The organism is Hyphomonadaceae bacterium BL14, from assembly GCA_027627705.1.
In the GTDB taxonomy this organism is placed as follows: Bacteria; Pseudomonadota; Alphaproteobacteria; order Caulobacterales; family Maricaulaceae; genus Oceanicaulis.
In genome coordinates this window covers 1,542,550-1,559,267 of the sequence record CP091242.1, presented here as the reverse complement: position 1 = coordinate 1,559,267, position 16,718 = coordinate 1,542,550, and the positions used below count along the sequence as shown (strand labels likewise).

Below are 16,718 nucleotides of genomic sequence, written 5' to 3'. Positions count from 1 at the left end.
GGGCGTTGTGCACAGCACAGCGCCCTTATGTTTTTGAGCGTTGCGTGGGTGCCATCGGGCCATTTGGGGCAGGGGTCAATGCGCGCTGTCTAGGCCGCGTTACCGTCTCAGCCCGCCGCCGGTTTCAAGGCCGAAATGCCCGAACAGATGGGCGAGCAGGAACAGGAACGCGGCGCCGGCGAGGATGGTGACCATCGTCCACGGTATCATCCGCGGCTTTAGCGGATCGCTGGGCCGCCCGCTGCGCCATGCGGAGAAGGCGAACGCCGCGGCGGTCAGGCCCATGGCGAGCAGCGTCTGAGTAATTGTCATCTGGCCCCTCGCGCCGCGTGGTGGAGACCCCGTGGCGGGTCTTGACCCACAGATAGGGGCGGGCGGGCAACTCGCGCAAGGCCCGCACCATGGCCGGCGCCTGAAACAGCCAGTAGACCGGCAGGGTGACCAGATCGCGCCAGTCCGGCGTCAACCCGGCTCTGAATGCACCGGTGCGGGCGCAGGCGATTGCGCAGCCCAGCGCCACAAGTCCGGCCGCCGCGCCGGGCAGACCGGCGGTCCAGCCCGCCCCGGCCAGAACAAGGGCACCTGCGACCATCATCAGCCCCAACGGGAAGATCAGTGCACTCAGCGCGTTGGCGAGCATGGTCAGGGTCAGGCAGGCAAACGCTCCCGGTCCGGCACCGTCCCACAGGCGGCGCACCTGCCGCATGTGCACCAGCCAGGTGATGAAATGACCTTTCAGCCAGCGTGAACGCTGACCCGTCCAGGCAGAACGCGTCACGGGCGCTTCTTCCAGCGTGCCAGGTTCGATGAGGCCGGCGCGCCAGCCATGGGCGGCCAGGCGAAACCCGAGATCGGCGTCCTCGGTCACATTGTACGGGTCCCAGCCGCCGCAAGCCTCCAGCGCGTTGCGGCAGAACACCGGCCTTATGTAGCAAACGCACCAAAGCTAGCGGGGCAGGATGCGCTAATCGCCATTCTTTGCTGTTCGCCCAATGTCACTGATGATGCGATCAAATAACTGGGCAACGCTTTCAATGCCCAGCTTCTTTGCCAACAGGAAGAGCAGGGGCAGCTCTAGCAGCACTATCGCAATTGGAAGCATGGACGGCTGAACGTCACCCAGCAGCAGTATATTCATTAATATGACGGTCACCGCTATCCAAAGAAAGCGCTCTTCCTTATGCCTGTCGCATAGGTCTTCGAATCGCGCCTCCAATCGGGCAAGCGCCTCTGACTGCTTGTCATCAGAAGCGAGGGGCGGCTCAAGGGGCGGCTTGCTAGCCGTGGTACCTTCGGTATTCGGCAATTATGGCCTCATCGGGAATCACTATGCCTTTGACGTTCGGATCATAGCATTGATCCCATGCACCGTCAGCACGGTGGGTAAAGCTGACGAGCTGGCCAGGGGTCCAGTCCTTCACTTGGTCATAAATCCCATCGAGGTATTCAGTCTCGGTGCCCTCTGCTGGGGCCGGAACAACTCGAAAAACATTCCCAATTGGGTCGGCTCCAAAGGCGCGGACCTGCCGGTACAGGTCATAAGACACCGGCCCGTATTCCCATGCTTGGAATGGAATTGAGACAAGCCTCTTGGCATGCTGCCCGAGGTGCAGCATGTGCGCTATGTAAGCGATCTTTTGAAGCTGAAGGTTCGTCAGCGTCCAGCCGCTGCGCTCGCAGAGGCGTTTGCCGACTTGAAGTGGATGAATCGCCATAACCTCACTGACTGCTGGTCACTCGCTTATTCGTATCTCGCGGCATCCGATTGCCTCTAGGCACTGGATAAAGAACGCCGCTGTGAAAGATCCTCGGCTGATTTTATTGGCAAGGTTCCGGTCATTTTCTTCAATGCCGATTTTTGCCAACTCCTCGGCCAATTGCTTGTAACCAAGCCCCTTACGTTTGAGTTCCGCGCGCAAGATATTTTTCGCCCGCTCTTGGAATATAGGTGAGTCTGCCATGAAAGAGAATCCTCATATGCGATGAAAGCATCATCGTATATGATGTTTTTCCCATTGACAACGACGCCTTATATCATCATATCTGATGTATCGACATCGGAGATGATGACAAATGGCCCAGCACTTCCTTCTCACCGCCGCCGCTCGCACCCTGAGCCTGAAGGCGATCTACCAGGGCGGCGAGGAAGCCGCGTACCGGACATTCTGCGAGATGCGCTGGCCGGAAACAGAAGGTCATGCGGTCTGCCCGCGTTGCGGCTGCGTCGAGACCTACGACATCGCCACCCGCCGCAAGTTCAAGTGCAAGGGTTGCCACCACCAATTCAGCGTCACCAGCGGAACCATTTTCGCCAGCCGCAAGATGACGTTCACCGATCTGCTGGCGGCGGTCTGCCTGTTCGTAAATGGCGTGAAGGGCATGAGCGCGCTTCAGATGAGCCGCGATCTGGACGTTCAATACAAGACGGCCTTCGTGATGATGCACAAGCTGCGCGAGGCTCTGGCGGCTGAACTTGAGGGCTTGAAGCTGTCAGGCGAGGTCGAAATTGATGGCGCCTATTTCGGTGGTTATATCCGCCCGGCCAATCACAAGGCGGATCGCATTGATCGCCGCCTCGCCCGTCACCAGACCGGCACCCGCCGCGTTGTGTTCGCCATGCGCCAGCGTCAGGGCCGCACCATCACCAAGGTGCTGCGCTCCGAAGCTGACGGTCTGGACGTGCTTCCCAAGCGCGTGTGCGGCTCTGCGATCATCTATGCGGATGAAGCCTTGCATTGGGACGTGCTCAGCCGGAACCGCGCCACGGGCCGTATCAATCACTCGCTGGCCTACAGCGAGAACGGCGCACACACGAACAACGTGGAAAGCTACTTCTCCCGCCTGCGCCGGATGGTGCAGGGCCAGCACCACGGTGTCAGCCCCGCCTACCTGCACCAGTACGCCAACGAGGCGGCTTGGAAAGAGGATCACCGCCGTGAGGACAACGGCGCTCTGGCCAATCGCACCATGCGCCTCGCCATGGCTTCCCCGGTCAGCCGCCAGTGGGCGGGATACTGGCAGCGCGCGAACTAAGAAGGAATCGCAAAACCAGTGCGAGTGAGATATAATTTTGGTCACCACGCTGAAGGCATAAAAAACAGGGCGATATCGCGAATCATGACCGAATTGATCACCGCCTCAGGCCAATACCTTCTCGACCTTAAAATTGAAAAAGAGGTTGAGATTGACGGGATCGGGATGGGCGTCCTGAGTGACGGAACCCCATATTTGAATGCACGCGGCCTCGCTCGAATGTGCGGCATTGATCACACAATGATCTTGCGGCTAGGCGAGACTTGGGCAACGGATAAAGAGCAGCCAAGAGTTCGCCGCATTCGCGAATCACTAATCGCGCAAGGGATTGATATAAGTCAGCCCTATATTGAGACATCGCTGGGAGGGTCAACGCATCACGCATATCCCGATACAGTATGCATGGCTGTTTTAGAATACTATGCCTTTGACGCCAAGCAATCAGACAATACAACTGCGCTGAAAAACTACCGGACGCTAGCAAGGGCTAGCTTTAAGCAATTTATTTACACTAAAATTGGATACGACCCAGCTGGTCTTATACCGGAAAGCTGGAGGCAATTTCATGATCGCGTGACCTCAGCCTACGGACAAATTCCAACGGGATATTTTGCCGTGTTTAAAGAGACTGCTGATATTATAGTTGAGCTTATTAGGAATGGTGCAGATGTTGGAACTAAATTCATACCGGACATAAGCGTCGGCATAGCATGGTCGGCTGAGTGGGTTGAAAAGGGCTATGACGCCAAGTTTGGAAGCCGCATAAAGTATGACCACAATTACCCGGATTACTTTCCTCAAGCGGAATCCAACCCGCAGCAATCTCACTGCTACCCGGAAGCGGCTTTGCCCGCATTTCGAAAATGGATGAGAGAGGAATATCTCCCCGAAAAGCTTCCCAAATACTTAGCGGGAAAGATACGACAGGGAATGCTTCCGGCATCGCTTTCTGAAATTGCTATGCGGCTGACCGGTCCCTCCTGACCCACTCCATATTGCCCCGCGCATCCGTCACGCACCGAACCTCGCCATTATCGCGCAGCGCCCTGAGCGCCTTGGATACGCGCTTGGTGAGTTCGGAGAGGAATTTCTGATCGCGTGCGTCATCGCCTCGCATGGCGACAATCTCGCGGGCTATGTCCCGGCTTCTCAGTGGGCCGTCAGCGCTTCGCAGCTCGCGCAGGACGGCGTCTGTCAGCTCACCCTTGCCGAACAGGACTGTGCGCTTCTGGCGGGGCATCATGGCGTTCAGATCGCCCTGGAAGCCCAGCGTTGCGAGTGTGCGGTCCAGAGCGTCGATATCGTTGCGAAGCTCTGCCAGCCTGTCGCGGATGCGCTCTGCCTCGTTAAACAGGTCCGCGCGCTTTGTGAGCAATCCGTTGATGGTGTGCTCGAACGTCTCCGTACAGGAGCGTTTGACCTTGCCGTTGGGATACAGGGATATGTTTGTCATGGACACATCATACCCCTAGCGCGTTGAATCTGCATCGGTTATGTTGGTGCGTTTGCTACATAAGGCCGCAGAACACATTGCTGGTGCCGCCCAGGGGCAGGGGCCAGCCGAGCCGGCAATAGAGCGGTAGCAAGGCGTAGAATTGCGCCGCATATTCCAATGCGAACTGGCGTGTCAGCCAGTTGTCCTGTCCGTTGTACCAACCCAGCGGGGCCTGCACGACGCCGAGCTCCGGGTCCGCGGCAAATGCTTCTGCCGCCGCGCGCAACTGCCCGGCATGGGGCGCGTCCTCGGCATCATACACGGCGATCAGCTCGCCGCGGGCCGCCTGCAGGGCGTAGTTGAGCGCGCGCGGCTTGGTGGTCGGCCCGCAAGGCGGGACCACCAGGACACGGGCCCCGATCCGTCTGCCGGCGGCCTTTGCCGCCGCGCGGGTGGTGTGATCGTGGGCTTCCAGGGCGAAAAGGATGTCGAGGCGCTCGGCCGGGTAGCTCAGCCGGGCCAGCGCGGCGACCAGGCCCGGCATCACCTCGGCCTCGTTATGCAGCGCGACGATGATGCTGATGACAGGCAGGCGGCTCTCTGAGACAGCCGTGCGCGGGCTCCAGACTGGCGGCGCGACGCTGGCCGCCAGGCGCAAGGCGGCAATGGCGATCACAAATACGAAAGCCAGGGTCAGCGCACATGTCAGCGCCAATCCCGGGGCCAGCGCGACCAGGCCACCCAGAAAGAGGACCGGCCCGGACCAGAGCGCCGGAGGCGGGCCAAGTGGCGCGCCGGCGCTGGACAGGGGCTGGTTTTCGCGCAGGGCGAAAGCGGCGCGCCGGGCACACGGCCCACTATCGCGCCGACGCGCATAATCCGGCCGAACCTGCCGACGCTGACTGTCTGCCTTTGACCCGTCCATGGCCCACCCACCCCGGATACGGGAGCAGGAAAGCATAAATACGCCTGAAAGGCGAATCAGGTCCCGGCTTTGGGATCGAACGCGAATGTCAAGGCAATAGCGTCAAGGCCCTTGACGCCCGGCGCGACTTCAAAGGCGGCCGCCGCGCTGGTCGGCCAGCCGGGCGGCATGCGCCGTCCGCCCGCTGCCTGGGCGGCAAGCGTATGGGCGAAGCCGCCAATGCCCGGATTGTGCCCGACGACGACCACCGACTGCGCGCCGCCATCCAGCGCATCGAGCACTGCCCGCTCCAACATGGAAGCGGACGCATGATAAAGCGCCATCGGGTCAGACACAGGCGGAGCGCCCAGCGTCGCGCCAATGACAGACCAGGTTTCGCGGGTGCGGCGCGAGGGGCTGACCAGTGCGCAGTCCGCCGTCAGCCCGGCTTCGGCCAGAGCCTGGCCGGCGCGCGCCGCATCGGCGCGGCCCCGATCCGTCAGGCCACGCTCAAAATCGTCCTCCGCTTCCATCCGTTCAACGGCTTTGGCGTGACGCACGAGGATGAGATGAGGCATGGTCGCTTTTCCAGGGCCAAGGGTGAGCATTTCTAAATCCGGGCGGGAGGCCTCTTGTGTGGCGCCCGGCGGATGCACACGTTACCCGGTGTTCGCCGCTGGCCGCAAACACTCTGACGGAGGAAATGCCATGAGCCTTTTGCTGGGCGATATCGCCCCTGATTTTGACGCCGAAACCCAGGAAGGTCCGATCCGGTTCCACGACTGGATTGGCGATAGCTGGGTGATCTTCTTCTCCCACCCGGCCGATTTCACCCCGGTGTGCACCACCGAGCTGGGCTTCACCGCGAAGCTGAAAGATGAATTTGCCAAGCGCAACGCCAAGGCTATTGCCCTGTCGGTGGACAGCGTGGAGGACCACAAGTCCTGGATCGGAGACATTGAGGAGACCCAAGGGGTCAAGATGAACTTCCCGATCATTGCCGACACCGACCGCAAGGTGTCCGCCCTCTACCAGATGATTCACCCAAAGGCTGACCCCAAGCTGACCGTGCGCGCGGTCTATGTGATCGATCCGAACAAGAAGATTCGCGCCACCTTCACCTACCCGCCCAGCGCCGGCCGGAATTTCAACGAGGTGCTGCGCCTTCTCGACTCCCTGCAGCTGACCGACGGCTACAAGGTGGCCACACCGGTCAACTGGACCGATGGCGAGGACGTGATCGTGGTGCCCAGCCTGTCGGACGCCGACGCCGAAAAGCTTTTCCCGAAGGGCTATACCAAGATCAAGCCTTATCTGCGCACGACGCCGCAGCCGAACAAGTAACAAAATCAATCCACTGACGTGATTTCAGCACCGGTCCCGAAAGGGGCCGGTGTTTTTTCTGGTAAAGGGTGCTTGACGTAAAGGGTCCTTTGCGTCACAAGGTCAAGGACGCTTTACAAAGGAGAACCGTCATGGCACGTATGAACACCCTTCGAGTTACTCTTGCGGCAATGGCCGGCGCCGCTGTCGTCACAGCCTGGGCCGGGGTCGGAGCCGCCTATTTCCTCGATGCGCCCAACAGCGTTTTCGTCATTGGCGTGATCATCGCCGCGCTCGCCACCGAAGCAGCCTTCTGGCTCGTCCTCTTCCTTCTGGGCTGGTCGGCTGTCGCCAACCGCCACTGGCTGGTGCGCCTGTTTTCCAAGCAAGCGAAGCCGGGTGACGTCGAGGCAGCGGAGCGGCGGGCATGATCAACCTCGTCCCGGAAACCCACACCGCCCCGCCGTCTGCCCGACGGCGCTATATCTGGCGCTCGATGGGGATGTTGGTGATCGCGATGACCTGCGTGCTCGCCGTTGACTGGCTGACGCCCGATGGCGGCATCTGGCCGGTGATCATCGCCGGATTGCTCGTCGCCGGACTCGCATTCGGGGTCTATGAATTTGTTGTCCTGATGCGGGCCCTCGACGAACTTCAACAGCGCATTCACATGATGGCGCTGGCCATTGGATGCGGCGGGGCGGTGATGATCATCACCGCCCTGGCGCTGGTGACCATGGTGCTGCAGTGGGGCTCCGTCCAGCCAGCCTTCACGGTCGTGATCGCCGTAGCGGGCTACTATGTCTCGCTCTTCGCGCTCGGCCGCCGATATGCGTGACATCGCGTCCTATGCCGCTGCGCGCCCGCTTCGCGGCGCGCCGCACAGGCACACCCCACATCGAAAGAGAGTGTTGATATGACCTCCAATTCCGACGCGGCGAACGCCCGGCGTTTGCACCCCCTCCGGGCCAGCGGCACGATCGCACTGATCCTGCTGTTCGCCTTCATCGGCTTTTTCATCGCCTTCGCCTTCGCCCTGGCTGAGGGTGAAGACTGGATCATGATCGCCATTCTGGGGGGTGGCGCGGTGGGACTGTTCTTCGTGTGGATTCGGGAGAACCACATGGCGATCACCGCCGCCAACGCCGCCCGCCCGGCACGGACAGAGATGCGTACCCTGCGCATGATCCCTTTCCAGATCGCCCTGGTGCTTCTGTATGTCGTCGCCGTTCAGGTGTCCGTTCATCATGCGCCCGGCCTGTCCGGGATCATAAAGGACGCCTTGCAGAGCCTGCCCATCGGCGTGCTCGGCGGATGGCTGGTGGCGTTCATCTATCTCATCGTGGAAAGCGACGAGATGGTGCGCCGGATGCAGACCATCGCGACGGCCATCGGCGCAGGCGCCACGCTGGTGCTGGCCACCGTCTGGGGGCTGGTGGCGATGCATGCCGGTCTGCCCGATTTCCCGTCCGTGTTTCTGTTCCCGGCGTTTGCGGTGTTCTACGCGGTGGCGGGGCTGGTGGTGACGCGGCGGTTCTCATGAACAACCACCTCAAGACGCTGCGCGCGGAGCGTGGATGGAGCCAGGCGCATCTGGCCGATCTTCTCGACGTGTCGCGCCAGACCATTATCTCGATCGAGAACGGCAAGTACGACCCGTCCCTGCCGCTGGCGTTCAAGATTGCACGCGTGTTCGAACAGCCGATCGAGACCATATTCGATGAAGAGGGTGCCGCCTGATCACGCCGGTGCCAGTTGACCGGGCGGGCTGGCGGGCCTAACTCGCAGCCCGCCCACCCCTTTTCAACAGGACATACTGGACCGATGACCAATCTCGCCGCGCTCGCCGCCGACGCCAAGGCCTGGCCGTTCGAACAGGCGCGCGCCGTGCTCAAACGTATCGAGCGCTTCGGCATGGCAGGCGGGGCGGTGATTTTCGAGACGGGCTACGGCCCGTCCGGCCTGCCCCATATCGGCACGTTCGGCGAGGTGGCGCGCACCGCCATGGTGCAGCACGCGTTTCGGGTGCTGACCAACGATGCCTACCCGACGCGCCTGATCGCGTTTTCCGACGATATGGACGGGATGCGCAAGATTCCCGGCAATGTGCCCAACGCCGCCATGCTGGAGGCGCATCTGGGCAGGCCCTTGACCGACGTGCCCGATCCGTTCGGCACCCATGAGGGATTTGCCCAGCACAATAATGCGCGCCTGCGCGCCTTCCTCGACGGGTTTGGCTTCTCGTATGAGTTCTATTCTGCCACCGAGCAGTACCGGTCGGGCGCGTTTGATGGCGTGCTCCTGCGCGCGCTGGAGCGGTTTGACGACATCATGAAAGTGATGCTGCCCACGCTGGGTGCGGAGCGCCAGGAGACCTATTCGCCTTTCCTGCCGATCTCGCCCAGCACGGGCCGGGTGCTCTATGTGCCCATGAAAGCCATCGACGCGAAGGCCGGCACGATCACGTTCGAGGATGAGGATGGGACCGACGTGACCTTGCCGGTGACGGGTGGGAACGCCAAGCTGCAGTGGAAGCCCGATTTCGGCATGCGCTGGGCCGCTCTGGGCGTGGATTTTGAAATGTTCGGCAAGGATCACCAGGCCAATGCGCCGATCTATTCGAAGATCTGCCGCATTCTCGGCGTGGAGCCGCCGGTTCAGTATGTGTACGAGCTGTTTCTGGACGAGCAGGGCGAGAAAATCTCCAAGACCAAGGGCAATGGCCTGTCGGTGGAGGAGTGGCTCGCCTATGCGCCCCAGGAGAGCCTGACGCTGTACATGTTCCAGAAGCCGCGCACAGCCAAGAAGCTGTATTTCGACGTGATCCCCAAGGCGGTGGACGAGTACCGCCAGCATCTGGAAGCCTATCCGGGCCAGACGCCGGAGCAGCAGGTCGAGAACCCGGCCTGGCATATCCATGCCGGCGCGCCGCCGGCGGTGGGTGCCCAGATCAGCTTTGCGCTCATGCTCAACCTGGTCTCGGCCGCTAACGCCCGCACGCGTGAACAGGTCTGGGGCTTCATTTCGCGCTATGCGCCCGATGCCGATCCGTCGCGTGAGCCCTTCCTGGACCGCCTCGTGGATTATGCGCTGCGCTTTTACGAGGATCGGGTCAAAGCGACGAAAGTCTATCGTGCGCCCACTGACGCAGAGCGTTTGGCCATGGAAGGCCTGATTGCACGCCTGCAGGCACTGGATCCGACCGAGACAGATGCCGAGCTGATCCAGACCGAGGTCTATGCAGCGGGCAAGGACGCCGGGTTTGAAAACCTGCGCGACTGGTTCAAGGCTCTGTACGAGGTACTTCTTGGACAGTCTCAGGGGCCACGTTTTGGCGGGCTGGCGGCGCTGTATGGCCTGCCCGAGACGATTGAACTCATTGAGGCCGGGCTGGCCGGCAGACTGGCCGGATCCTGAGCGGATCCGGCCAGCCGGGCCTGCGTGCGGCGCTCTGTCAGGACCCCGCCACCAGCGTTGCCACGCCACGCCGGGTCTGATGCAGAGCGCGAAGCGCGCCGTGATCGATCTGCTCGATCGACACTGTCATCATCTGAACTTCGCACCGGGCGCGCTGTTGGGCCTCGGCGACGCGCGTCTGGGCACCGAGCGGAATCTGAGCGCAATACGTGCTCACGGACTCCACAAGCGCCTCATAGGCGCGTTCGACGTCCGCCGGGCTGGTGAGGCTGGCACGATCCAGCTCGAATTCGAACGTATCTGCATGGGCAGCGGTACCTGCGGCCAACGCCAGAGCGGCCGCGCCAATCAGGGATTTGATCATCGCACTCTCCATCAAAGTCCGGACGGCTTGGACGAATGTCATCAGTCCGTCACGGCACAGTCACAAAACTGTAACCGATCCGAATACGGAGCGAAAGAGAATGTTTCAGCGATGGCAATCAAATCAATTACTTCTTTATAAACAATATAATAATTCGATTTCTGAGGGGTGTGATCCGCCAGATTCAGCAAAAAAATTGTGCGAATTGGCCCCGCCGCATGGCATTGAAAGCCTGCAATATGCACCAAAAATGATCGCCACCACCCTCGTGCCGGGGTGCCGCGCGCCGCTTATGTGGAAAACACGGGCGGTCAGCGCCTATCCCGGCTCGCGCGCCAGTGCTTCGGCATCCGGGGCAGTGAGCTGCACACCGGCAGGGCGCTCGCGCGCCTCCAGTGCCGCGCGCACTTCTGGCAGGGAGAGGAGCGCATCAATGCGTGCCAGCGCGCGCACACCGTCTGCGCTCATCCCGAACAGCTGCTGGAAGGCCTCAAGCGGGGTGGGTTCGGCCGGGAAGCGGCGCAGCCGCACGGGCTCACCGGCTTCGAGCCCGGCCAGTTCGCGCGCGGCCGCGATGGCGTCTTGCAGCCCGCCCAGCCGGTCCACCAGCCCCAACTCAATAGCCTGAGCGCCGGTCCAGACGCGCCCGCGCGCAATCTCCTGCACCCGCGCCATGGGCAGGTCGCGGCCCTCGGCCACCTTGGTGGTGAAATCCTCGTAGATTCGCTCGGCCAGGCGTTCGTAAGAGGCGCGCTGGCTGTCAGTCCACGGCGTGGCCGCTGAATTGGCCAGCGCGTATTCGCCGCCCACCGCGAGCGGTTCGAGGTTCAGGCCGATTCGTTGCAGGGTGCCGTCGATCACGATCTTGCCGCCCAGCATGCCGATCGAGCCGGTGAGGGTGGCCGCATTGGCGACGATCAGGTCAGCGGGGGCGGCAATATAATAACCACCCGACGCGGCCACGCTGCCCATGGAGACCACGACCGGTTTGCCGCTGCCGCGCGCGCGCATGACGGCATCCCAGATCTGATCGGACGCGGTGGCCGAGCCGCCCGGTGTGTCGATTCGCAGCACGATGGCGCGCACCGCTGAGTCGCGGGCCGCAGCGTCGATCGCGCTGGCCATACGGTCTGACGCGATCACCTCGTCTCCGCCAAATCCTACCGCGGGATCACCGCTGACAATGGTGCCCTGTCCGGTGACCAGTGCGATAACCGGCTGGTTCTGCTGGCCACCGGTCTGGCGCCGGGGTGTGCGGGCATAGGTCTCGATCGCGACGAATCGTGCGGTTCCGTTCACCTGCCCACGCGCCGCCTCGCGCGCGTCAAAGACCTGGCCAAGATGGTCCACCAGTCCGGCTTCATGAGCCTGGGCGGCGGTGTAGGGACCGGCTTCTATGAGTGTGCGCAGGGCGTCGGGCGACTGGTTGCTGTCACGTGCCAGGCCTGTGATGGCCGTGTCGTACAGATCGCCCAGGAGCGACAGCGTGACTTCGCGATGCGCGTCGGTGAAGCCTGTTTGCGTATAGATGTCGGCGGCGTTCTTGTACTCATACAGCTGGACGAACTGGGCCTGGGCACCGAATTGCTCGAACAGGCCGCCCAGGAACAGGGTCTCGCTGGCCAAGCCCGTGGCCGAGAAGCTGGACGTGGGCTGCAGCCACAGCTCGCCGGTCCCGGCAACGGCGAAATAATTCATGACGCCTGCGCCTTCGAAACCTTGCGCGTGAATCGTGACGGTTTTGCCCGATCGGGCGAATGCGTGGAGCGCGCTGCGAATCTCCTCGGCCTGGCCGGGGCTCATGGCAAACTCGTTGGCGCGCACGAACACACCCGCCACGCGGTCATCGCCGCTCGCGTGCGCGAGCGCGTCGGCCAGGTCGATTACAGCAAGCGGGCGGGAGAAGGCGAAGGGGGAGCGCGGCGGCTGGTCTGTCCGCGGCAGGCGCAGATCGAGCTCCAGCACGATCCCGCTGGCGGGCAGGGAGCGGTCGGCCTCGGTCTGCGCGTTCTGAATCGCCGACGCGATCAGTCCCGATACCATCAGCACAAGAAAGACACCGATCAGGACAACGCCGATCAGCACACCGGCAATCGAGCCGAACAACGACATCCAGAATTGTTTCATACCCAGGCCCCTCGCGTTCAACCCGTGCCGCCCGTTCCTGGGCTGACCGAACCAGAACCTAGGGCGGCACCGCAACCGGGTCGAGGCGCGTGGTCCTCACGGGCGTGATTATGGAGCGCGGGCGTTGCAAACGGGTAACCACACCGGGCGCGCCCGGTGGGGGCGTCAGGGGCCGCGGCGGTCGGGAGAAGGGCTGGTCGGAGCAGCAGGATTTGAACCTGCGACCCCCGCCTCCCGAAGACGGTGCTCTACCAGGCTGAGCTATGCTCCGATCAGAGGCGCGGTGTATAGACAAAGCTGCGGGAGGTGGCAATGACCCTGAGGCAGGGTGAAAGCAGGGCGTCTGGCCGGGCTCCTGCGTGTTGCAGCACAGGACGTTGCATCAGTTTCAAAGCCGGGCTATCTAGCGCGGCCCGTCGCCGGATCGGCAGGGTATTGGGGCGTGGCCAAGTGGTAAGGCAGCGGTTTTTGGTACCGCCATTCCCAGGTTCGAATCCTGGCGCCCCAGCCAACTTCTTGCAGCATATGAGCTTGGCAGCGCGCAGCGCTGCCCCGGCACGCCAGCTAGCAATTTACGGGTTCCTGCCTGCAGGTGCCTGTGCTAGCGTCAACGGCAACCGGGCGCGGTTTTGTCGTAATTCGGCAATGCTTGCGCTTTAGAACCCCTCAGACGGACTGCGCGGCGGCACATAGTTTGCTGTCTAAGCGGTTGATTGATGCGCGCCGCCGATGCTAGCGTCGCATCACACGAGACAAGACAGCGGTCAACGCTGCGGGATCGAGGGGATGATGACAGTCATTGTGTCCTCACGTTATTTTTGTGGCTGAAAGGCCAAATTGGAGCACGGTGCGCGCCGCATCGCGGGGGGAGCCATTTGTGGTGGTCCGCCGGGGCGCACTGAAGCGAGGGAAACGGAAGCGCGCGGGCAACCGTTCGCGCCGGCTACTGTGAGGCGAGAAATGTCCAAGACTTTTAAGGCAATCCGCATGGGCCTGATTGCGAGCGCTGCCGCGCTCGTCACCGCGGGCGGCGCATACGCGCAGCTCGATGAGGCGCTCCGTGTGGCCCGTCAGTCCACTCAGGAAGGCGCGCAAGCCCAGGAGCAGATCACTCAGATCGCGACTGCGGCTGACAACGCCGAGGGCCAGTACCTGGCCGCGCGCGAACAGATCGAATCCCAGCGCATCTTCCTGGAGCAGCAGCGGGTCTTCCTGCTGTCGCAACAGAACGAGCTGGTGGCGCTTCGCACCCAGCTCGAGCGGGTGGGATCGATCGAGGTCGATCTCGCGCCCATGCTTCTGGACATGTACGTTGCGCTCGAAGAGTTCATCAACGAAGACATTCCTTTCCAGATGGACGTGCGCCAGCAGCGCCTGGACAACATTCAGACCGCTCTGGGTGATGCGACCATCTCGGCCGCCGAGCGCTACCGTCTCCTGCTCAACGCGTACGAAATCGAGATGGGCTATGGCCGCTCGCTTCGCGCCTATAGCGAAGAGATTGAAATCGACGGCGTGCCTCAGGCCGCCGACTTGCTTCAGATCGGCCGTGTGGCCCTGATCCGCAATATCGGCGGAAACCTGGAAATCCTCACCCAGGATAATCGCGAATGGCGCCCGGTCCCTGGCAGCATGGCTGTCGATGTGGAGCGCGCCTTCCGCATTGCGCGCGAAGTGACCACGCCGGAGGTGTTTGTCGCGCCTCTGCCTGGCCCGACGACCGCGCGCTAACTGGAAAGAGACGGGAGACTTACCGCCATGAAAAAACTGATCAGCATGATCGCCGCCGTCTCGATCGGGGCCGGCGTGCTCGCCGCCCCGGCTCTGGCCGCGCAAGAGCGCCAGCCTGTGCGCTCCATTCAGGAGCTGCTCGACCGCGTTCGCGCCGATTCGCGTGACGCCGCGGCCGAGAACCAGCGCCGACTGGCGGAATTCCGCCAGCGCCGCGATGAGCAGTCCGCGCTTCTGCGTCAGGCCCAGGGCACGCTTGCCGGCCTGCAGGCCGAAGCAGAACGCGGCCGGGCAGAGTTTGAAGAGAACCAGCTCGCCATCGCCCAGCTCGACGCCGAGCTGCGTGCCGCGCAGGGTGAATACGGCGAATTGTTCGGGGCCGCCCGTCAGGCGGCGGGCGAAGTTGCTGCCCTGATCGAGGGTTCGCTGATTTCCTCGCAATTCCCGCGCCGCCATGAGCCGCTTCGCGAGCTTGCCGAGTCACGCACGCTCCCGGATCGCCGTGAGCTGGACCAGATCTGGCGCACCCAGATTTCCGAAATGCGCGCCCAGGGTCAGGTCGTGACCTATGACGCCCGCGTGGTCGGTCAAAATGACGGCCAGCCGCTGGCTGTGACCCGTGTCGGACCGTTCATCGCCATGGCCGATCGCGATGGTGCCAAGTTCGTTCAGTGGCGCGTCGAGACGACCAACCGCGCCGCCGGCTACCGTATGGAAGAGCTGAACACCCAGCCGCCGGGCCGCCTGACCAGCGCTGCCAGCGCCCTGATCAACGCCGAACCGGGTGCCATTGTCGCCGGCCCGGTCGATCCGTCCCGCGGCGGTCTGCTGCGCGTCTATCTCGAGGTGCCCTCGCTCACGGAGCGTTTCGAGCAGGGCGGTCTGGTCGCCAAGATCATTCTGGCGCTGCTGATCTTCTCGGCTGCGTTCGGTATTTTCCGCCTGTTCGTCCTGCTGGGCGTCAATTCCGCGATCAACGCTCAAAAGCGCCGTTCGACAGCGTCCTCGTCCAACCCGCTCGGCCGCATCATGCTGGCCTATGAGGATGTCAAGGACCGGCCGATCGGCACGATCGAGCTCAAGATCGACGAGGCGATCCTGCGCGAGACACCCAAGCTCGAGTTTGGTCTGAACTTCCTCAAGCTCGCCGCCGCCGTTGCGCCGCTGCTGGGCCTGCTGGGTACCGTGACCGGTATGATCCGCACCTTTACGCAGATCACCCTGTTCGGCACCGGCGACCCGAAAATCATGGCCGGCGGTATCTCCGAAGCGCTCGTGACCACGGTTATGGGTCTGATCGCGGCGATCCCGCTGCTGTTCATCCACTCCTTTGCAGCGAGCTTTGCTCGCGGTGCGCAGAGCACGCTGGAAGAGCAGGCGGCCGGGATCATCGCGCGCCACGCTGAAGAGAAGTCCGCGGGCTAAAGGAACAGACCCATGGATCCCATCACGGCCTTCAACAATCTCCAGATGTTTCTGGAAAGAGGCGGACCGATCCTGACCTGGATCATGGGCCTGACCTTCATCATGTGGGCGTTCATCCTGGAGCGGTTGGCCTATTTCAACTTTGCTCACAAAGGGGTCCGCAACCGGGCGATCCAGGAGTGGGGTGCGCGCAGCGACCACAAGTCCTGGCACGCCATGGCCATCCGCGATCAGCTGATCAGTGAGGTCAAGCACAAGGCCGACCAGAACGTGGAGCTCATCAAGACCCTGGTCGCGGTGGCTCCCCTGTTCGGCCTGCTGGGCACTGTGACGGGCATGGTGTCGGTGTTCGACGTCATGGCGATCCTGGGCTCCTCGGACGCCCGCGCGATGTCCTCCGGCGTGGCCCGCGCCACGATTCCGACCATGGCCGGCATGGTCGCCGCGCTATCCGGTCTTATGCTCTCGAGTCAGATCGAGCGCATGGCCAAGCAGCGCGTGCACGAGCTGGCAGACGAGCTTGAGGTGGACTGACCCATGCGACGCAGAAAAAATCGGGGAAGCGACAAGTCCGACATCGATATGACGCCGATGCTGGATATCGTGTTCATCCTGCTCATCTTCTTCATCGTCACCGCCACCTTCCTCCAGGAAGAAGGCGTGGACATGCGCCCGCCCCCGCCGAGCGACGAACCTGCGGCGGACAATCCGGTGATCCTGGTCCAGCTGGACAATGAAAACCGGGTGTTCGTGAACCAGGAATCCACCAGTGAATTCCGGGTTCTGGCCGCCGTGTCCCGCTTGCGGGCCGAGCAGCCCCAGTCTGCAGTTCTGATCGAAGTGGCCGATGATGCCCGTCATGGCACCATGGTGCTGATCTGGGACGAGCTGCGTGCCAACAACATTCCGGTGTCGATCTCGCGTGCTGCGGGCTCGGACGCTGGCAACTAGTCCGGCAG

General features: G+C 62.5%; 21 protein-coding genes and 2 tRNA genes. 13 read left to right on the top strand and 10 right to left on the bottom strand.

The features are described from left to right. Positions 1-124: 124 nt before the first annotated feature. Genes L2D00_07550 through L2D00_07535 form a run of 4 tightly spaced genes read right to left on the bottom strand, consistent with a single transcriptional unit; the run spans position 125 to position 1,961 of the window. Positions 125-919 (bottom strand): hypothetical protein, encoded by a 795-nt coding sequence (locus L2D00_07550; GenBank protein WBQ11708.1) that lies wholly within the window; start codon positions 917-919, stop codon positions 125-127. 45 nt (positions 920-964) lie between these two features. After that, on the bottom strand, positions 965-1,306 hold the full coding sequence (locus L2D00_07545; GenBank protein ID WBQ11707.1) for a hypothetical protein: 342 nt from the start codon (positions 1,304-1,306) through the stop codon (positions 965-967). Continuing rightward, positions 1,278-1,715: a DUF4065 domain-containing protein gene (locus L2D00_07540; GenBank protein WBQ11706.1), complete on the bottom strand. Its 438-nt coding sequence runs from the start codon at positions 1,713-1,715 to the stop codon at positions 1,278-1,280. The genes L2D00_07545 and L2D00_07540 overlap by 29 nt, the downstream gene beginning before the upstream one ends. A gap of 18 nt (positions 1,716-1,733) precedes the next feature. Further along, complete coding sequence (locus L2D00_07535) at positions 1,734-1,961, bottom strand: DUF6471 domain-containing protein (GenBank protein WBQ11705.1); 228 nt, start codon at positions 1,959-1,961, stop codon at positions 1,734-1,736. Between the two features lie 112 nt (positions 1,962-2,073). Here L2D00_07535 and L2D00_07530 point away from each other — a divergent pair, with 112 nt between their 5' ends. Both L2D00_07530 and L2D00_07525 read left to right on the top strand, forming a co-directional pair. Then, positions 2,074-3,033 (top strand): IS1595 family transposase, encoded by a 960-nt coding sequence (locus L2D00_07530; GenBank protein WBQ11704.1) that lies wholly within the window; start codon positions 2,074-2,076, stop codon positions 3,031-3,033. 84 nt (positions 3,034-3,117) lie between these two features. Beyond that, positions 3,118-4,017, top strand: a complete 900-nt coding sequence (locus tag L2D00_07525; protein WBQ11703.1) for a hypothetical protein — start codon at positions 3,118-3,120, stop codon at positions 4,015-4,017. On the opposite strand, the gene L2D00_07520 is transcribed toward L2D00_07525, so the two are convergent. The 3 genes from L2D00_07520 to L2D00_07510 all read right to left on the bottom strand — a co-directional run bounded on the left by L2D00_07520 (position 3,992) and on the right by L2D00_07510 (position 5,950). Continuing rightward, the gene (locus L2D00_07520; protein WBQ11702.1) at positions 3,992-4,486 is read right to left on the bottom strand and encodes a hypothetical protein; all 495 of its coding nucleotides are present in this window, start codon (positions 4,484-4,486) and stop codon (positions 3,992-3,994) included. The two genes, L2D00_07525 and L2D00_07520, sit on opposite strands and share 26 nt — an antisense overlap. A gap of 55 nt (positions 4,487-4,541) precedes the next feature. Continuing rightward, positions 4,542-5,183: a glycosyltransferase gene (locus L2D00_07515; GenBank protein WBQ11701.1), complete on the bottom strand. Its 642-nt coding sequence runs from the start codon at positions 5,181-5,183 to the stop codon at positions 4,542-4,544. A 266-nt stretch (positions 5,184-5,449) separates the two neighbouring features. Next, complete coding sequence (locus L2D00_07510) at positions 5,450-5,950, bottom strand: histidine phosphatase family protein (GenBank protein WBQ11700.1); 501 nt, start codon at positions 5,948-5,950, stop codon at positions 5,450-5,452. Positions 5,951-6,080: 130 nt separating this feature from the next. On the opposite strand from L2D00_07510, the gene L2D00_07505 reads away from it, so the two are divergent. The 6 genes from L2D00_07505 to L2D00_07480 all read left to right on the top strand — a co-directional run bounded on the left by L2D00_07505 (position 6,081) and on the right by L2D00_07480 (position 10,112). Beyond that, complete coding sequence (locus L2D00_07505) at positions 6,081-6,716, top strand: peroxiredoxin (GenBank protein ID WBQ11699.1); 636 nt, start codon at positions 6,081-6,083, stop codon at positions 6,714-6,716. Positions 6,717-6,847: 131 nt separating this feature from the next. Continuing rightward, on the top strand, positions 6,848-7,126 hold the full coding sequence (locus tag L2D00_07500; GenBank protein ID WBQ11698.1) for a hypothetical protein: 279 nt from the start codon (positions 6,848-6,850) through the stop codon (positions 7,124-7,126). Beyond that, positions 7,123-7,533, top strand: coding sequence for a hypothetical protein (locus L2D00_07495; GenBank protein ID WBQ11697.1), 411 nt, complete (start codon positions 7,123-7,125; stop codon positions 7,531-7,533). Before L2D00_07500 ends, L2D00_07495 begins: the two co-directional genes overlap by 4 nt. Positions 7,534-7,611: 78 nt before the next feature. Continuing rightward, positions 7,612-8,238: a hypothetical protein gene (locus tag L2D00_07490; protein WBQ11696.1), complete on the top strand. Its 627-nt coding sequence runs from the start codon at positions 7,612-7,614 to the stop codon at positions 8,236-8,238. Beyond that, positions 8,235-8,435 carry a helix-turn-helix transcriptional regulator gene (locus L2D00_07485; protein WBQ11695.1) on the top strand — a complete coding sequence of 67 codons (201 nt, stop codon included), beginning with the start codon at positions 8,235-8,237 and terminating at the stop codon, positions 8,433-8,435. Before L2D00_07490 ends, L2D00_07485 begins: the two co-directional genes overlap by 4 nt. An 84-nt stretch (positions 8,436-8,519) precedes the next feature. Then, the gene (locus L2D00_07480) at positions 8,520-10,112 is read left to right on the top strand and encodes a lysine--tRNA ligase (GenBank protein ID WBQ11694.1); all 1,593 of its coding nucleotides are present in this window, start codon (positions 8,520-8,522) and stop codon (positions 10,110-10,112) included. A gap of 37 nt (positions 10,113-10,149) precedes the next feature. Here the strand turns inward: L2D00_07480 and L2D00_07475 are convergent, their stop codons facing one another. The 3 genes from L2D00_07475 to L2D00_07465 form a co-directional block, all read right to left on the bottom strand. After that, on the bottom strand, positions 10,150-10,476 hold the full coding sequence (locus L2D00_07475) for a hypothetical protein (GenBank protein ID WBQ11693.1): 327 nt from the start codon (positions 10,474-10,476) through the stop codon (positions 10,150-10,152). Positions 10,477-10,794: 318 nt separating this feature from the next. After that, the gene (sppA, locus tag L2D00_07470) at positions 10,795-12,603 is read right to left on the bottom strand and encodes a signal peptide peptidase SppA (GenBank protein WBQ11692.1); all 1,809 of its coding nucleotides are present in this window, start codon (positions 12,601-12,603) and stop codon (positions 10,795-10,797) included. Positions 12,604-12,797: 194 nt separating this feature from the next. Continuing rightward, a tRNA-Pro gene (locus tag L2D00_07465) sits at positions 12,798-12,874 on the bottom strand. Positions 12,875-13,039: 165 nt separating this feature from the next. Between L2D00_07465 and L2D00_07460 the strand changes: the two genes are divergently transcribed. From L2D00_07460 to L2D00_07440, 5 genes are all read left to right on the top strand, one after another. Then, positions 13,040-13,114 (top strand) — tRNA-Gln (locus L2D00_07460). A 449-nt stretch (positions 13,115-13,563) separates the two neighbouring features. After that, entirely contained in the window at positions 13,564-14,334 is a 771-nt protein-coding gene (locus L2D00_07455) for a DUF3450 domain-containing protein (protein WBQ11691.1), read from the top strand. Between the two features lie 27 nt (positions 14,335-14,361). Next, positions 14,362-15,759: a MotA/TolQ/ExbB proton channel family protein gene (locus L2D00_07450; GenBank protein ID WBQ11690.1), complete on the top strand. Its 1,398-nt coding sequence runs from the start codon at positions 14,362-14,364 to the stop codon at positions 15,757-15,759. A 12-nt stretch (positions 15,760-15,771) separates the two neighbouring features. Continuing rightward, on the top strand, positions 15,772-16,293 hold the full coding sequence (locus tag L2D00_07445; GenBank protein ID WBQ11689.1) for a MotA/TolQ/ExbB proton channel family protein: 522 nt from the start codon (positions 15,772-15,774) through the stop codon (positions 16,291-16,293). A 3-nt stretch (positions 16,294-16,296) separates the two neighbouring features. Next, positions 16,297-16,710, top strand: a complete 414-nt coding sequence (locus L2D00_07440) for a biopolymer transporter ExbD (protein ID WBQ11688.1) — start codon at positions 16,297-16,299, stop codon at positions 16,708-16,710. The last annotated feature ends 8 nt before the right edge of the window (positions 16,711-16,718 follow it).

Coding starts and splice junctions, on each gene's coding strand:
- L2D00_07505 (WBQ11699.1), top strand. CDS start 6,081: ATGAGCCTTTTGCTGGGCGATATCGCCCCTGATTTTGACGCCGAAACC.
- L2D00_07445 (WBQ11689.1), top strand. CDS start 15,772: ATGGATCCCATCACGGCCTTCAACAATCTCCAGATGTTTCTGGAAAGA.
- L2D00_07530 (WBQ11704.1), top strand. CDS start 2,074: ATGGCCCAGCACTTCCTTCTCACCGCCGCCGCTCGCACCCTGAGCCTG.
- L2D00_07540 (WBQ11706.1), bottom strand. CDS start 1,715: ATGGCGATTCATCCACTTCAAGTCGGCAAACGCCTCTGCGAGCGCAGC.
- L2D00_07455 (WBQ11691.1), top strand. CDS start 13,564: ATGTCCAAGACTTTTAAGGCAATCCGCATGGGCCTGATTGCGAGCGCT.
- L2D00_07535 (WBQ11705.1), bottom strand. CDS start 1,961: ATGGCAGACTCACCTATATTCCAAGAGCGGGCGAAAAATATCTTGCGC.
- L2D00_07495 (WBQ11697.1), top strand. CDS start 7,123: ATGATCAACCTCGTCCCGGAAACCCACACCGCCCCGCCGTCTGCCCGA.
- L2D00_07475 (WBQ11693.1), bottom strand. CDS start 10,476: ATGATCAAATCCCTGATTGGCGCGGCCGCTCTGGCGTTGGCCGCAGGT.
- sppA (WBQ11692.1), bottom strand. CDS start 12,603: ATGAAACAATTCTGGATGTCGTTGTTCGGCTCGATTGCCGGTGTGCTG.
- L2D00_07520 (WBQ11702.1), bottom strand. CDS start 4,486: ATGACAAACATATCCCTGTATCCCAACGGCAAGGTCAAACGCTCCTGT.
- L2D00_07485 (WBQ11695.1), top strand. CDS start 8,235: ATGAACAACCACCTCAAGACGCTGCGCGCGGAGCGTGGATGGAGCCAG.
- L2D00_07510 (WBQ11700.1), bottom strand. CDS start 5,950: ATGCCTCATCTCATCCTCGTGCGTCACGCCAAAGCCGTTGAACGGATG.
- L2D00_07440 (WBQ11688.1), top strand. CDS start 16,297: ATGCGACGCAGAAAAAATCGGGGAAGCGACAAGTCCGACATCGATATG.
- L2D00_07490 (WBQ11696.1), top strand. CDS start 7,612: ATGACCTCCAATTCCGACGCGGCGAACGCCCGGCGTTTGCACCCCCTC.
- L2D00_07500 (WBQ11698.1), top strand. CDS start 6,848: ATGGCACGTATGAACACCCTTCGAGTTACTCTTGCGGCAATGGCCGGC.
- L2D00_07480 (WBQ11694.1), top strand. CDS start 8,520: ATGACCAATCTCGCCGCGCTCGCCGCCGACGCCAAGGCCTGGCCGTTC.
- L2D00_07450 (WBQ11690.1), top strand. CDS start 14,362: ATGAAAAAACTGATCAGCATGATCGCCGCCGTCTCGATCGGGGCCGGC.
- L2D00_07525 (WBQ11703.1), top strand. CDS start 3,118: ATGACCGAATTGATCACCGCCTCAGGCCAATACCTTCTCGACCTTAAA.